15 protein-coding genes are annotated in these 13684 nt (G+C 70.0%); 10 read left to right on the top strand and 5 right to left on the bottom strand.

Translation table 11 applies throughout. The features are described from left to right. On the top strand, positions 1 to 1377 hold the full coding sequence (locus ACIA5D_RS34540) for a glutamate decarboxylase (RefSeq protein WP_396034600.1): 1377 nt from the start codon (positions 1 to 3) through the stop codon (positions 1375 to 1377). Positions 1378 to 1385: 8 nt separating this feature from the next. Here ACIA5D_RS34540 and ACIA5D_RS34535 read toward each other — a convergent pair whose 3' ends face one another. Beyond that, positions 1386 to 1601 (bottom strand): hypothetical protein, encoded by a 216-nt coding sequence (locus ACIA5D_RS34535; protein WP_396034599.1) that lies wholly within the window; start codon positions 1599 to 1601, stop codon positions 1386 to 1388. Continuing rightward, positions 1579 to 2877, bottom strand: a complete 1299-nt coding sequence (locus ACIA5D_RS34530; RefSeq protein ID WP_396034598.1) for an MDR family MFS transporter — start codon at positions 2875 to 2877, stop codon at positions 1579 to 1581. The genes ACIA5D_RS34535 and ACIA5D_RS34530 overlap by 23 nt, the downstream gene beginning before the upstream one ends. 134 nt (positions 2878 to 3011) lie before the next feature. Here ACIA5D_RS34530 and ACIA5D_RS34525 point away from each other — a divergent pair, with 134 nt between their 5' ends. Continuing rightward, on the top strand, positions 3012 to 3758 hold the full coding sequence (locus ACIA5D_RS34525; RefSeq protein ID WP_396034596.1) for a phosphoglyceromutase: 747 nt from the start codon (positions 3012 to 3014) through the stop codon (positions 3756 to 3758). A gap of 62 nt (positions 3759 to 3820) precedes the next feature. Here the strand turns inward: ACIA5D_RS34525 and phoU are convergent, their stop codons facing one another. After that, positions 3821 to 4474 carry a phosphate signaling complex protein PhoU gene (gene phoU, locus ACIA5D_RS34520; RefSeq protein WP_396034595.1) on the bottom strand — a complete coding sequence of 218 codons (654 nt, stop codon included), beginning with the start codon at positions 4472 to 4474 and terminating at the stop codon, positions 3821 to 3823. A gap of 197 nt (positions 4475 to 4671) precedes the next feature. On the opposite strand from phoU, the gene ACIA5D_RS34515 reads away from it, so the two are divergent. Both ACIA5D_RS34515 and ACIA5D_RS34510 read left to right on the top strand, forming a co-directional pair. Next, positions 4672 to 5967 (top strand): sensor histidine kinase, encoded by a 1296-nt coding sequence (locus ACIA5D_RS34515; protein ID WP_396034594.1) that lies wholly within the window; start codon positions 4672 to 4674, stop codon positions 5965 to 5967. 31 nt (positions 5968 to 5998) lie between these two features. Further along, positions 5999 to 6682, top strand: coding sequence for a response regulator (locus ACIA5D_RS34510; protein ID WP_396034593.1), 684 nt, complete (start codon positions 5999 to 6001; stop codon positions 6680 to 6682). Positions 6683 to 6686: 4 nt separating this feature from the next. On the opposite strand, the gene ACIA5D_RS34505 is transcribed toward ACIA5D_RS34510, so the two are convergent. Continuing rightward, on the bottom strand, positions 6687 to 7526 hold the full coding sequence (locus ACIA5D_RS34505) for a hypothetical protein (RefSeq protein ID WP_396034592.1): 840 nt from the start codon (positions 7524 to 7526) through the stop codon (positions 6687 to 6689). 111 nt (positions 7527 to 7637) lie between these two features. Here ACIA5D_RS34505 and ACIA5D_RS34500 point away from each other — a divergent pair, with 111 nt between their 5' ends. Then, a complete protein-coding gene (locus tag ACIA5D_RS34500; RefSeq protein WP_396034591.1) occupies positions 7638 to 8459 on the top strand; it encodes a sugar phosphate isomerase/epimerase family protein in 822 nt (273 codons plus the stop codon). Here the strand turns inward: ACIA5D_RS34500 and ACIA5D_RS34495 are convergent. After that, on the bottom strand, positions 8446 to 8982 hold the full coding sequence (locus ACIA5D_RS34495; protein WP_396034590.1) for a CGNR zinc finger domain-containing protein: 537 nt from the start codon (positions 8980 to 8982) through the stop codon (positions 8446 to 8448). The two genes, ACIA5D_RS34500 and ACIA5D_RS34495, sit on opposite strands and share 14 nt — an antisense overlap. Before the next feature lie 78 nt (positions 8983 to 9060). On the opposite strand from ACIA5D_RS34495, the gene ACIA5D_RS34490 reads away from it, so the two are divergent. From ACIA5D_RS34490 to ACIA5D_RS34470, 5 genes are all read left to right on the top strand, one after another. Next, a complete protein-coding gene (locus ACIA5D_RS34490) occupies positions 9061 to 9981 on the top strand; it encodes a proline dehydrogenase family protein (protein WP_396034589.1) in 921 nt (306 codons plus the stop codon). 171 nt (positions 9982 to 10152) lie between these two features. Beyond that, complete coding sequence (locus tag ACIA5D_RS34485; RefSeq protein WP_020512985.1) at positions 10153 to 10365, top strand: helix-turn-helix domain-containing protein; 213 nt, start codon at positions 10153 to 10155, stop codon at positions 10363 to 10365. A gap of 177 nt (positions 10366 to 10542) precedes the next feature. Further along, positions 10543 to 10644, top strand: a complete 102-nt coding sequence (locus tag ACIA5D_RS34480) for a 30S ribosomal protein bS22 (RefSeq protein WP_007465623.1) — start codon at positions 10543 to 10545, stop codon at positions 10642 to 10644. A 69-nt stretch (positions 10645 to 10713) separates the two neighbouring features. After that, positions 10714 to 11796, top strand: coding sequence for an NAD-dependent epimerase/dehydratase family protein (locus tag ACIA5D_RS34475; protein ID WP_396034588.1), 1083 nt, complete (start codon positions 10714 to 10716; stop codon positions 11794 to 11796). Next, complete coding sequence (locus ACIA5D_RS34470; RefSeq protein ID WP_396034587.1) at positions 11793 to 12800, top strand: lysophospholipid acyltransferase family protein; 1008 nt, start codon at positions 11793 to 11795, stop codon at positions 12798 to 12800. Before ACIA5D_RS34475 ends, ACIA5D_RS34470 begins: the two co-directional genes overlap by 4 nt. Positions 12801 to 13684 lie beyond the last annotated feature (884 nt).

Raw genomic sequence — 13684 nt, 5'->3', positions numbered from 1 at the left:
ATGACCAGCACATTCAACGGCAACGAGGACGCGGCGTTGTACGGCAACCGGTTCGCCACCCGGGAAGTGCCGACGCGCGAGTTCCCGGCGCGGGGCATGCCCGCCCTGGACGCGATGCGTCTCGTCGGTGAGGACCTGGCCCTCGAGGGCGACCCGGCCCGGAACCTGGCGACGTTCGTCACGACCTGGATGGAGCCGGAGGCGCAGCGGATCATCGCCGAGAACCTGCACCGGAACTTCATCGACCACGCGGAGTACCCGCGGACGGCAGAGATCGAGCAGCGCTGCATCCGGATGCTCGCCGACCTCTTCCATGCCCCGGGCGAGACGACCGGGGCGCGTACCCAGGGATCGTCCGAGGCGATCATGCTCGGTGGTCTTTCGCTCAAGTGGAACTGGCGGACCCGCCGCGCGGCTGCGGGCGCCTCGGCATCGAGCCCCAACCTCGTCTTCGGCGGCGACGTGCATGTGGTCTGGGAGAAGTTCTGCCGGTACTTCGACGTCGAGCCCCGGATCGTGCCGCTGCAGCCTGGCAAGTACACGATCGGCCCCGAGGACGTGCGGGCGCACATCGACGAGAACACGATCGGTGTCGCGGCCGTGCTCGGAACGACCTTCACCGGGCACAAGGACGACATCGCCGGCATCAACGACCTGCTCGTGCGGATCAAGCACGAGCGCGGGATCGACGTACCGTTGCACGTGGACGCGGCCAGCGGCGGGTTCGTGTGGCCCTTCCTCTATCCCGACTCGGCGTGGGACTTCCGCCTCGAGCAGGTTCGCTCGATCAACGTCTCCGGGCACAAGTTCGGCCTCGTCTACCCGGGCATCGGCTGGCTGATCTTCCGCGAGAAGGCGGACCTCGCCGAGGACCTCGTCTTCACCGAGAACTACCTCGGCAAGACCGACTCGACCTTCACCCTGAACTTCTCCACCGGTTCGGCCATGGTGCTGGCCCAGTACTACAACCTCGTGCGGTACGGCCGGGCCGGCTACACGTACATCATGAAGAACATGCAGGCCAACGCCCGCGTGCTCGGCGAGAAGCTGGCGGCGATGGGACAGTTCGAGCTGATCGGCGCCGACGAGGAGCAGCTTCCGCTGGTGGCGTTCCGTCTCGCCGCCGACAACGGGTTCGACGAGTTCGACCTCGCCTGGCAGCTGGCCGCCGAGCGGGGCTGGATGGTGCCCGCCTACACGCTTCCGCCGGATGCCCAGCAGGTGACGATCATGCGGGCGCTGGTCAAGGAGACGATGAGCCGCGAGCACGTCGACACGCTCGCCCGGGACATCGCGGAGGCCTGCGCGACGCTGGCGAAGAAGGGCGGGGCGCACGAGTTGGAGCGGAACCGGATCATCACCGGACCCGGCCACTGAGCGACCGGCTACCGGGTGGTGGCGGCCGTCTCGTGGCGGATCTCGGCGATGTGCCGTTCCCGGGCCGGACCCGCCGCCAGGTGCAGGGCCGCCGCGGCGACCCCGACGCCCGCCACCACCGCCCAGTGGGCGCTGCCCAGGTACTGAAGCCCGGCTCCGCCGAGCGCCGGCGCGAGGAAGGACGCCGGCGGGTCGCGACCTCTATCCGGCCGCGCGGGCGTCATCCGCGACCGGCTCGGCCACCATCGGCGGCAGCGCGTCCGGCGCGGCCGGGGCGACGGCCGGCGCCGACGGCGTCGCCAGCAACTGCTCGATCCGCCGCTCGCGCCGCGGCCCGGTGACCAAATACCCCACCGCCACCAGGACGCATATCCCGAAACATCCGAGCCACAGCGCCGCGTCGCCCAGGTGCTCCTGGGTGAAGCCGCCGGCCACCGGCGCCAGTGCCGTGCCGGCCGACCAGTTCAGCGAGTTGAGGCCCTGGTAGCGACCGCGCAGCGGGGCCGGGGAGAGCGCCGCGACGGTGGCCGCGTTGGACGGGGACTGGAGCATCTCGCCGAGCGTCCAGATCACCACGGTCAGCGCGAAGAACCAGGCCGCGTCGGCGAACGCGACCAGCCCGAACCCGATCCCGATGATCAGCGCCGCCAGCGCCAGCACCCGGGACCGGTCGAAACCCTCGATCAGCCGGGGCACGAACAGCTGCCCGAGCACGATGAGCACGCCGTTGACCGCGATCACCCAGCCGTACGTCGCGGCGGACAGCCCGTCGGCCGCCATCGCGATCGGCAGCGTCGACAGGTGCTGCATCATCACGATCACGGCGCCCAGGCTGATGATCAGGTAGAGCACGTACGTGCGGTCGCGCAGCGCCATGCCCAGGCCGGGCTGTCGCCGGGCAGCGTGCGGGGCCGCCGTCTTCGGCTTCGTCTCGGCCAGGAAGACCAGGCCGATCAGGGCGGTGATCACGGTGCTGCCGGCGTCGACGACGAACAGCAGCAGGTAGTCGGCCTTGGCGGCGAGCCCGGCGCCGACCGCGGAGAGGGCGAAACCGAGGTTGATCGCCCAGTAGTTCAGCGAGAAGGCGCGCACGCGATCGCGGTCGGGCACGACGTCGACCATCATGGCCGAGAACGCGGGGCGGACGGCCTCGGTCACGACCCCGAGCAGGAACGTCACGGCGAGGATCTGCCAGTAGTCGTACGCGAAACCCAGGGTGAGCATCAGCGCCGCCGCACCGAATTGGGCGGTCAGCATGGTGGGCCGCCGCCCCCAGCGGTCGGCCAGAACCCCGCCGATGGTCGTGCCGATCGCGCCGCCGACGCCGTAGAGGCCGATCACGAGGCCGGCCTGGCTCTGGCTGAAGTGCCGCTCGGAGGTGAGATAGATCGCCAGGAAGATCACCACGAACGACCCGAGGCGGTTGATCAGGATGCCGACCCACAGGAACCAGAACTGCCGGGGCAATCCACCCGCAGCTTCCCGAAACCAACCCCGCACGCCGTCTCCCCGTAAGTCCTGATCAATCGTTCTCCACTTACAACTTATGGGCTGCGACAACCGGTTTTCCATGTGGTGGTCGCCACGGACGGGTCCTCGCTCGCGGGTTTCGCGGCTGCGGCAGGATGGAGGCCATGACAGGGACTTTGGTGCTGCTGCGACACGGCAACAGCGAGTGGAACGCCAAGAACCTCTTCACCGGCTGGGTCGACGTGGACCTGGACGCCAAGGGCGAGGACGAGGCCCGGCGCGGCGGCGAGCAGCTGAAGGAATACGGCGTGCTGCCCGACGTCGTGCACACCAGCGTGCTGCGCCGGGCGATCCGGACCAGCGAGATCGCTCTGCACATCGCCGATCGCCACTGGATCCCGGTGAAGCGCTCCTGGCGGCTCAACGAGCGCCACTACGGCGCCCTGCAGGGCAAGGACAAGAAGCAGACCCTCGAGGCGTACGGCGAGGAGCAGTTCATGCTCTGGCGCCGGTCGTACGACGTGCCGCCGCCGCCGATCGAGGACGACTCGGAGTTCTCCCAGGTCGGCGACCCGCGCTACGGGGAGCTCCCGCCCGAGCTGCTGCCGAAGGCGGAATGCCTCAAGGACGTGCTCGAGCGCGCCCTGCCGTACTGGTACGACGCGATCGTGCCCGACCTCTCGGCCGGCAAGACGGTGCTCGTGGCCGCCCACGGCAACTCGCTGCGCGCGATCGTGAAGCACCTCGACGGCGTCTCCGACGAGGCGATCGCGAAGCTGAACATCCCCACCGGCTTCCCGCTGCGCTACGACCTCGACGAGAGCTTCCGCCCGACCAACCCGGGCGGCACCTACCTCGACCCCGCCGCCGCCAGGGACGCGGCCGCCGCGGTAGCCAACCAGGGCCGCTAGGCTTCGAACGCAGAAGGCCGGGACGCCCCCGTGGCGTCCCGGCCTTTCGCGCGACCCGGCTCTCAGCTCGGGTCGCTCACCGGCTCACCGGTGATCAGGTAGACCAGCTGCTCGCCCACGTTCACGATGTGGTCGGCGTACCGCTCGTAGAAGCGGCCCAGCAGCGCGCCGTCGATCGCGGTCTCCGCGCCGTACGGCCAGTCGTCGTCGAGCAGCACCTGGAACAGCCGCCGCTCGAGGGCGTCCATCTCGTCGTCCGCCGTCTCGAGCTTGGCGGCCTGCTCGGCGTCGGGCTTGCCGAGCAGGGTGGCGATCTCCGCCGCCATCCGGTCGGCAACCTCGGCCATGCCCTTGAAGACCGGGCGGAGCTCGGCCGGCACCGCCGGCGACGGGTGACGCCGCTGGGCGGTCTTGGCGACGTGCTCGGCCAGGTCGCCCATCCGCTCGATGTCGGCCGAGATGTGCAGGGCGGTGATCACCATGCGCAGGTCGCCGGCGACCGGCGCCTGGCGGGCGATGGTGTCGGCCACCTTGGCCTCGACCTGCCCGTAGATCGTGTCGACTTCGGCGTCCCGCTCGATGACCGATTCGGCGGCCTTGAGGTCGGCGGTGAGCAGCGCTGTGGTTGCCTTGCGCATCGCGGCCCGCACGGCTTCGGCCATGGTCACCAGCAGGCGACTGATCTCGTCGAGATCTGCCTGGAACTCCTCGCGCATGTCCTCGTCCCGGGGGTTGGGGTCGCGCCCTTCAGTCGGGGCGTGACCTTGGTGATGCCTACGCTAAGTCCGTCCGACGGCGTCAACATGAACACCGATGAACGACGCCGGGCGTAGTGGTGAACATTATTCGACGCGCGCCCGTTATGTCCGGTTCATCGTAGGGGTCAGGTAAACAATGACCCTACGATCGCTGCGTGGACTTGGTGTACAGCATCCTCCTCGCCCTCGTCGCGCTCGCCGTCGGCGTGGGCGCGGGCTTGCTGTACGCCCGTGCCCGCAGGTCGCCGGAGCAGGCGCGCGCCGCCGGCTCCCGGTCGGACGAGGGGGGACACACCATCGAAACGGACGACGGGCCGCACGCCGCCAAGCACGCCATGAAAGGGCTGGGCCGCAAGAGCCTCGACTCGTTGCGCGTGGGCGTGGTCGTTCTCGACGCCGAGGATCACCCGGTGCTGGTCAATCCGGCCGCCCGGGCCATGGGCCTGCTCCGCTCCGGCGGGGCGCCCGGCACGATCGCGGCCCATCCCATCCTGCGTACGCTGGCCGGCCAGGTGCGACGCACCGGCGTGCGCCGCGAGGTGGAGCTCGACCTTCCGCGAGGTCGCGCCGGGGGAGCGCACGCGCCGCTCGGGCTGCATCTGCGCGCCGTCGCCCTCAACACGACGCACGTGGCCATCGAGGCCGCCGACGTCACCGAGGCGCACCGGCTGGCCCGGGTGCGGCGCGACTTCGTGGCGAACGTGAGCCACGAGCTCAAGACCCCGATCGGCGCTCTGCAACTGCTCGCCGAGGCGCTGCTCGACGCCACCGAGACCGCCGCCGAGGTCGAGCCCGAGGACGAGAAGGACGAAGACCTCGTCGCCGCCCGCCGTTTCGCCGAACGCATCCACCACGAGTCGGCCCGCATGGGACGCCTGGTGAACGAGCTGCTGGAGCTGACCCGCCTGCAGGGCGCCGAGCCGTTGCCCACGCCCGAGCCGGTCGCGGTCGACTGGGTGATCGCCGAGGTCATCGACCGTACGCGTACGACCGCGTCGGCGAAGACCATCGAGGTCACGTACGCCGGCCCCAAGGGCGCGATGGTGTACGGCAGCGACAGCCAGGTCGCCACCGCAGTGACCAACCTCCTGGAGAACGCGATCGCGTACTCGGGCGAGGACACCAAGGTGTCGATCACGCTGCGTCAGGACGAGGACTGGGTCGAGATCGACGTCGCCGACCAGGGCATCGGCATCGCGCCGCACGACGTCGACCGCATCTTCGAGCGGTTCTACCGAGCTGATCAGGCGCGGTCCCGGTCGACCGGCGGGACCGGGCTCGGCCTGGCCATCGTCAAGCACATCGCCACCAACCACGGCGGCCGCGTCGACGTCACCAGCACGCTTGGTGATGGCTCGACGTTCACCCTGCGCCTACCCGCGCGCCCCCCTGAAGCCCCTTTGCCGTTACCAGCGGCAATTGAGATCGAGTCCGGTGCGGCCGGGCGCTAGTCCCCGGAACCGGAAGATGGAAGGAACCACATTGGCCCGCGTGCTCGTGGTCGAGGATGAGGAGTCGTTCTCCGACGCCCTGTCGTACATGCTGCGCAAGGAGGGCTTCGAGGTGTCGGTCGCTCCGACCGGAACCTCGGCGCTGACGCAGTTCGATCGGACCGGTGCCGACATCGTGTTGCTCGACCTCATGCTTCCGGAGATGTCCGGCACCGAGGTCTGCCGTCAGCTGCGTCAGCGCTCGGCCGTCCCGATCATCATGGTCACCGCCCGGGACAGCGAGATCGACAAGGTAGTCGGTCTGGAGATCGGCGCCGACGACTACGTCACCAAGCCGTACTCTCCGCGCGAGCTCGTCGCCCGTATCCGCGCCGTGCTGCGCCGACAGGGCACCGAGGCGGCCGAGGTGTCGACCCCGACGCTCGCCGCCGGCCCGGTCCGGATGGACGTGGAGCGCCACGTCGTCACGGTCGCCGGCGCCGGCGTGCAGCTGCCGCTGAAGGAGTTCGAGCTGCTCGAGCTGCTGCTGCGCAACGCCGGCCGGGTGCTGACCCGCGGCCAGCTGATCGACCGGGTCTGGGGCGCCGACTACGTCGGCGACACCAAGACCCTGGACGTCCACGTCAAACGGCTGCGCTCCAAGGTGGAGCCCGAGCCCTCCGCGCCGCGGTACATCGTCACGGTGCGCGGCCTCGGCTACAAGTTCGAGCCGTAGGCCGTCAGCGCTTCGGGGCGCTCGGGGAGGCGGGCTCGCGCCCGCCTCTTTCGCTCGGCCGGCCGGCGGCCGCGGTGGCCGGGTGGATGGCGACCAGGCCCAACTTCGCGCGGGCGGCGCACAGCTCGGTCAGCTTGTCGTAGGCCGGCTTGCCGATCAGCGCGGCGAGCTCGGGGCCGTAGGAGATGTACATCGGGTCGCTGCCGACGTGAGCCTCCGGCGACGAGGTACACCACCAGTCGAGGTCGGCGCCGCCCGCGCCCCAGCCGCGGCGGTCGAACTCGGTCAGGGTGGACTGCAGGATCTTGGTGCCGTCCGGACGCTTGACCCAGTCCTGCTCGCGGCGGACCGGAAGCTGCCAGCAGACGTCCGGCTTGTAGGCGAGCGGGTGCACGCCGTCGCGCAGGGCCTGGGCGTGCAGGGCGCAACCGCCGCCACCGGGGAAATCGCCGTCGTTGAGGAAGACGCACGGGCCGTCCTCGGTGCGGATGGCGGTGCGGCGGGCCGGGTTCGAGCCGTCGACCGTGTCCATCTCGGTCCAGTTCTTGAAGCCCTTGCGGTGGTGCTGCCACGTCTGCGGGGTCAGCTTCGCGACCGCGGCCTTCACCCGGTTCTCGTCGTCGGCGTCGGTGAAGAAGGCGCCGTGCGTGCAGCAGCCCTCGTGCGCCCGGCCGGCCACGATCCCGTGGCAGGCGGAGCCGAACACGCACGTCCAGCGGGACAGCAGCCAGGTCAGGTCGGCGCGGATCAGATGCTGCTCATCGGCCGGGTCGAGGAATTCGATCCATTCGCGAGGGAAATCGAGGCCGACCTCGCTGGGGCGGTTCTGGTCACTGCGGGTCACTCGCGACAGCGTACGCGTGCAGGTGACTAATGCCGCGTTGCCGCCCGGTATAGCCCCATATACCCGCCCGCGTGGAGGGCGTACGAGACAAACAGGTCTACCCTTTACCTCGTGAAGTCCCGCGTCCCCGTCCTCCTGTCCAGCTCCTCCGTCTTCCCCGAACCCACCGCCGCCGCTTTCGAGATGGCCGCCACGGTGGGCTACGACGGTCTCGAAGTCATGGTCTGGACAGACCGGGTGAGCCAGGACGCCGGCGCCCTCAAGGGCCTCGCCGACCACTACGACATGCCGGTCCTGTCGGTGCACGCGCCGTGCCTGCTGGTGACCCAGCGGGTGTGGAGCTCCGACCCGTGGGAACGACTGACCCGGTCCGCCGAACTGGCCGAGACCCTCGGCGCGCCGACCGTGGTGGTGCACCCGCCGTTCAGCTGGCAGCGCGACTACGCCAAGAACTTCGCCGCCGGCCTCGAGAAGGTGCAGCAGCGGCATCCCCACATGAGCTTCGCGATCGAGAACATGTTCCCGGTGAAGATGGCCGGCCGCTGGTTCGTGCCGTACACCCCGGGCTGGGATCCGACCGAGCCCGGCTTCGACGCGTACACCCTCGATCTGTCGCATTGCGCGGCCTCGCGCATCGATTCGCTGGACATGCTCGACAAGATGGGCGGCGGCCTGAGACACGTGCATCTCGGCGACGGCACCGGTGAGGGGCGCGACGAGCACCTGGTGCCGGGGCGGGGCAATCAGCCCTGCGCCGAGGTGTTGCGGACGCTGGTGGCGCGCGGGTTCACCGGCTCGGTGGCGCTCGAGGTCTCGACCCGCCGGGCAGCGTCGCGGGCGGCACGCGAGGCCGACCTGCGCGAGTCATTGGAGTTCGCGCGCCGTCACCTAGCCCCGGCGTCGTCGGCCGCGCCGGCTGTCATGCCGGCGTGAGGTTGGCTGCTCTCTTGCGGGCTCGGTGGGCGGCCACGTGGGACCGCGTCGCGCAGCGCTCCGAGCAGAAGCGCCGGCAGTTGTTGGACGACGTGTCGAGGTAGACGTTGCCGCAGCGCTCGTCGGCGCAGATGCCGAAGCGGGCGCTGCCGTACTCGCACAGCCAGACCGACAGGCCCCAGACGGCGCCGGCCAGATACTCCGCGGAGACCGAGGCGCCGCGGCTGGTCACGTGCATGTGCCAGTCGCTCGCATCGTGCCCGGAGATGCGCGGCTGCACGGGGAAGTTCTCGAGAAGAGCATTCAGCTCGTTGACCGCGTCGCCGTCCCGGCCCGTGGTGCCGAGCTCGAAGACGTCGCGCAGCCGGCGCTGGGCGCGACGGAACGCGCCGAGGTCTTTCTCGGTGAGGTGTTCGCGCATCCAGCCCCGGTCGTTGGCGAACAGGGCACGCATGCCCGCGAGGTCGCCCAGGTCCGCGTTGACGAGGTCGACGGCGGTCCGCGCGTACTCATCGAAGTTCACTCGACAACGGTAGCCGCACCGCGCCCCGACGGACACGGTTGCCGCGACCGGCGCGGTTTCGGGCGATACCCTCGGCGCATGCTCCGTTCCGTCTTCCTGGCCGCCGCGGATTCGTCCCGCCTGGGACGCCTGGTCTCTTCGTCGTCTCTCAGCAAGAACGTGGCCAGCCGTTTCGTGGCCGGTGACGACGTCGACGCCGCGCTGGCCGCGGCGCGCGAGCTGGCCGACGACGGGCTGTCGATCACGATGGACCACCTGGCGCCCGACACGGCCACGGCGGAGGACGCCCGGGCGACCCGCGACGAGTACGTCACCCTTCTGGGCCGGCTCAGGACGGCCGGGCTGACGCCGGCCGCCGAGGTGAGCGTGAAGCTTTCGGCGCTGGGTCAACGGCTTGACGAGAAGCTCGCGTACGACCACGCGCTCGCCGTCTGCGCCGCGGCGGCCGAGGCGGGCACCTCGGTGACCCTGGACGCCGAGGATCACACGACCACCGACTCGACGCTGGAGATCCTGACCGACCTCCGCAAGGAGTACCCGTCGACGGGCGCGGTGCTCCAGGCGTACCTGCGGCGCACCGAGGGGGACTGCCGCGAGCTGTCACGTGCGGGCTCGCGGGTGCGGCTGTGCAAAGGCGCGTACGCGGAGCCCGAGTCGGTCGCGTTCACCGACGCGCTCGACATCGACAAGTCGTTCGTCCGCTGCCTGAACATCCTGATGTCGGGCGAGGGCTACCCGATGGTGGCGACCCACGACCCGCGGCTGATCGCGATCGCGGAAGACCGGGCTCGCTGGTTCGATCGCTCCGCGGAGGAGTACGAGTTCCAGATGCTCTACGGCATGCGCACCGAGGAGCAGGCCCGGCTTGCGGCGAGCGGCAACATCGTCCGGGTCTATCTGCCGTACGGGACCGAGTGGTACGGCTACCTGCTGCGCAGGCTGGCGGAACGACCCTCGACCGTGGTGCGGTTCGGCCGCAGAGTCCCCAAAAAGGGCTAAAACCACACAGATCCGGCGTGTCGGCCTTGACTTTTTACGGCCATTTCACGGAACGCATCGCGTCGGTCACAGCCGTATCGATAACGTTCTGATGACACGCACGTTAGCCGCCGCGTCGCGAAGCCTGTCCGGTCGCGGCGGAACGTGCCTGCGAAAGGATCGGTGCGAGGGATGACGGGTCCAGCCCAGACCGAGGAACGCCTCTCCGAGGTGCGGTTCCTGACCGTGGCCGAGGTCGCCGCGCTCATGCGGGTCTCGAAGATGACCGTCTACCGGCTGGTGCACGGCGGCGATCTCACCGCCGTCCGGGTCGGCCGTTCGTTCCGCGTGCCCGAGCACGCGGTGCACGACTACCTGCGGGGCGCCTTCTCTCAAACCGCCTGATACCCAGGCCCGTTTGGGCCTGGCCCGGACGGGCCGGTAGGCTGGACCGGTTGGTTCCCGGTCCGCCACTCGCCGCTGCTTCGCGCGGCGACCAGGTCGGGACGCCGTCCAGTTCGGATGCATCCGCGTGCCGGTGAGCACGCCGCGTCCACCACATGGTTTCGAGAGGCAGTTCGTATGGGCTCCGTGGTCAAGAAGCGCCGCAAGCGTATGGCGAAGAAGAAGCACCGTAAGCTGCTGCGCAAGACCCGCGTCCAGCGTCGCCGTCTCGGCAAGTGACGATTGGCCGGGCGTAATCGAGCCCGGCCCCCGCGCTTGCCGCACTCTGCCGCGTCGGAAGGTGCGCCTGTGGTGACCTCACCGCCCCGCGTCGTCGTGGTGACCGGTGTCAGCCGGCCGCTCGGCGCCCGGGTGGCCGCCCGCCTCGCCGCTGATCCACGCATTGAACGCGTCGTCGGCCTGGATCCGCACGAACCCCCCTCGGCCCTGCGGGCTGAGCTGGAGGACGTCGAGCTGATCCGGGCCGATCCCCGCGCGGCCTCCGGCGCTTTCGCCGACCTCGGGGCCGAGGCGGTCGTGCACATGGCCATCGGCAGCACGCCCGACTCCCAGCACGGCGGCCGCCAGGCGATGAAAGAGCAGAACGTCATCGGCACGATGCAGCTGCTCGCCGCCGCCCAGGGCGTTCCCGGCCTGCGCAAGCTCGTCGTGCGCTCGTCCACGGCGGCCTACGGCGCGTCGTTCCGCGACCCGGCGGTCTTCACCGAAGACACCGAGCCCCGGGCGGTGCCACGCGGCTCGTTCGCCCGCGACATCCTCGACATCGAGGGGTACGTCCGCGGGTTCCGCCGCCGTCGGCCGGACGTGTCCGCGACCGTGCTGCGGTTCGCGCCGTTCATCGGCTCCGAGGCGCGCACGACGCTCACCCGCCTGTTCGCCCAGCCATTCGTGCCCACCGTCTTCGGCCGCGACGCCCGGCTCCAGTTCGTGCACGTCGACGACGCTCTCGAGGTCCTGCACCGATCGGTGATCGAAGACCACCCGGGCACGTTCAACGTGGCCGGCGCCGGGGTGCTCGCGCTGTCCCAGGCCGTGCGCCGGGCCGGCCGCATCGCCGTGCCGCTGCCCGAGGGCACGCTCTCCACCCTGCTCGCGCTCGCCCGCAACGTCGGCATCGGCGAGATCGGCCTCGACCAGATCGACCTGTTCGTGCACGGTCGCGTGGTCGACACGACCCGGCTGGTCCGCGAGTTCGGCTTCACGCCCCGCGACACCGCGACCGCCTTCGACGACTTCATCGCGGCGCACGCGAACGGCTCCTCGCTCACCGCCGACCGGCTGGCCGCCGCCGAGCAGGCCATCCTGGACGGCATCCGCCGCACCCGCGCCGCGATGAGCGAAAAGCCGTCCGTCGGGGGCGATGTGAAGTGAGCCAGCACGAGTACCGTGACATGCTGCCCGGCCACGCCGATTTCACGCTGCCCAAGCCGGCAGCGCCGGTCAAGGTGAACGGCCGGCGGCCGATCCCGGAGGTGCCGCAGATGAACGGCCATCTCGAGGAAAACGAGCCCGCCGCGAAGCGGCCGGACCAGGTCGACATCTGGGACCAGCGCGTCGCCAACGGGCTGGCCTTCCTGCGACGCCGGCTCGCCGGGACGTACGAGGTGGACGACTTCGGCTTCGACCAGGAGCTGACCGACGCGGTCTTCCAGCCGCTGCTGCGCGTGCTCTACCACGACTGGTTCCGCACCGAGGTGTACGGCGTCGAGCACCTTCCCGCCGACGGCGGCGGCCTGGTCGTGGGCAACCACTCCGGCACGCTCGCGCTCGACGCCCTGATGCTCTCGGTGGCGATCCGCGACCGTACGCCCGGCGGCCGTCACCTCCGTCTGCTCGGCGCCGACCTGGTGTTCCGGGTGCCGTTCCTGAGCGAGCTCGCCCGCAAGTCGGGCGCCACCGTGGCCTGCAACCCGGACGCCGAGCGCCTGATGAGCGGCGGCCAGCTGGTCGGCGTCTTCCCCGAGGGCTTCAAGGGCATCGGCAAGCGCTTCGCCGACCGGTACAAGCTGCAGCGCTTCGGCCGGGGCGGCTTCGTCTCGGCGGCGCTGCGGACGGGCACGCCGATCGTCCCGGTGGCGATCGTCGGCGCCGAGGAGATCTATCCGATCCTCGCCGACGTGAAGCCGCTGGCCCGCCTGCTGGGCCTTCCGTACTTCCCCGTCACGCCGACTTTCCCCTGGCTGGGGCCGCTCGGGCTGGTGCCGCTGCCGAGCAAGTGGCTCATCCAGTTCTGCCCGCCGATTCCGACCGCGCACCTCACCGAGCACGCCGACGACCCGATGGTCGTCTACAACCTCGCCGACCAGGTACGCGAGACGATCCAGGCCACACTGCTCGAGCTGCTCGAGAAACGGCCCGATCCGTTCGGCATCTAGACACCTGTTGGGGTGGGGGTCTGGGTTTGAGTGGGCTGGCTGTCGTGGCGGCTTCGGGGTGGTGTGGGTGCGGCCTGCTGCGGTTGAAGCGTCGGCTTGGGGTTTTGCCATGGCCCGGGGTCGTGCGTGGTCACCGTGAGTGCCGCCCGTCGCGGTCATCGGTGGTTGTCGTCGTCGACGCCGGCTTCGAGCCCGGCTCGCCCCGGCTGCCGCGACCGCGGGTGGAGACCTTGATAAGTGGCGGTTTGCCGCGAACCGGAACTCATCACAGCTAGCCGCCCTCGATCAACAGCGGTTGATATAAGCGGATATTCCCGTCTCTCGGCATGGATCTTCCCGCACCCTGGGCATCCGTTCCCACTGATCGGGACGCCCGGCCAGACGGTGGAGTGCGTCCCAGAGACTGACCGCGACCACCACATCGCGGGATCCCGAAGGCTCAGCGCGACGGGCCGCACCCACCGCACCTACCCACGGCCCCCGGCCATGGCACGCCCCGCCCAGCCACAGATCACCGCAAGAATTTCGGATCACCCGGCGGCCCACAGACCTCCCCCGCCCCGCACCTCTGGGTGGGGACGAGTAGAACAGCCGGGTACGACAAAATCGAGGCCGCTCTCCACAGGCGGCGGCCGACGACCGCGAACCCGACCCCAGATGTCTCTAGATGACCTTTAGTCCGTTCTTGGTGGCGGGCCGGGGCGGTCGGATGGGTCGATATAGTGACGAGCGAGGGGCGGTCCGGTAATTCCCGGCAACCGCCCCTCGCCACGTACCTGTCTGGTTCTTAGCTTCGCGTTTAACGTGGGTTTCGTCGTTTCGGGGTCTTGACTTGGGTTTTCTTGATGGCGGGGTGGCGTTGGGCGGGCGTGGATCGGGAGCCT

The organism is Actinoplanes sp. NPDC051513 (genome assembly GCF_044454685.1).
GTDB lineage: Bacteria > Actinomycetota > Actinomycetes > Mycobacteriales > Micromonosporaceae > Actinoplanes.
Note: the sequence above shows the minus strand (reverse complement) of the source record. Positions and strands in the feature narration are given on the sequence as shown.

What these genes read in the sequence shown, in the direction of transcription:
- ACIA5D_RS34540 (WP_396034600.1), top strand. Translation starts at nt 1, where the DNA reads ATGACCAGCACATTCAACGGCAACGAGGACGCGGCGTTGTACGGCAAC.
- ACIA5D_RS34535 (WP_396034599.1), bottom strand. Translation starts at nt 1,601, where the DNA reads ATGACGCCCGCGCGGCCGGATAGAGGTCGCGACCCGCCGGCGTCCTTC.
- ACIA5D_RS34525 (WP_396034596.1), top strand. Translation starts at nt 3,012, where the DNA reads ATGACAGGGACTTTGGTGCTGCTGCGACACGGCAACAGCGAGTGGAAC.
- phoU (WP_396034595.1), bottom strand. Translation starts at nt 4,474, where the DNA reads ATGCGCGAGGAGTTCCAGGCAGATCTCGACGAGATCAGTCGCCTGCTG.
- ACIA5D_RS34490 (WP_396034589.1), top strand. Translation starts at nt 9,061, where the DNA reads ATGCTCCGTTCCGTCTTCCTGGCCGCCGCGGATTCGTCCCGCCTGGGA.
- ACIA5D_RS34485 (WP_020512985.1), top strand. Translation starts at nt 10,153, where the DNA reads ATGACGGGTCCAGCCCAGACCGAGGAACGCCTCTCCGAGGTGCGGTTC.
- ACIA5D_RS34480 (WP_007465623.1), top strand. Translation starts at nt 10,543, where the DNA reads ATGGGCTCCGTGGTCAAGAAGCGCCGCAAGCGTATGGCGAAGAAGAAG.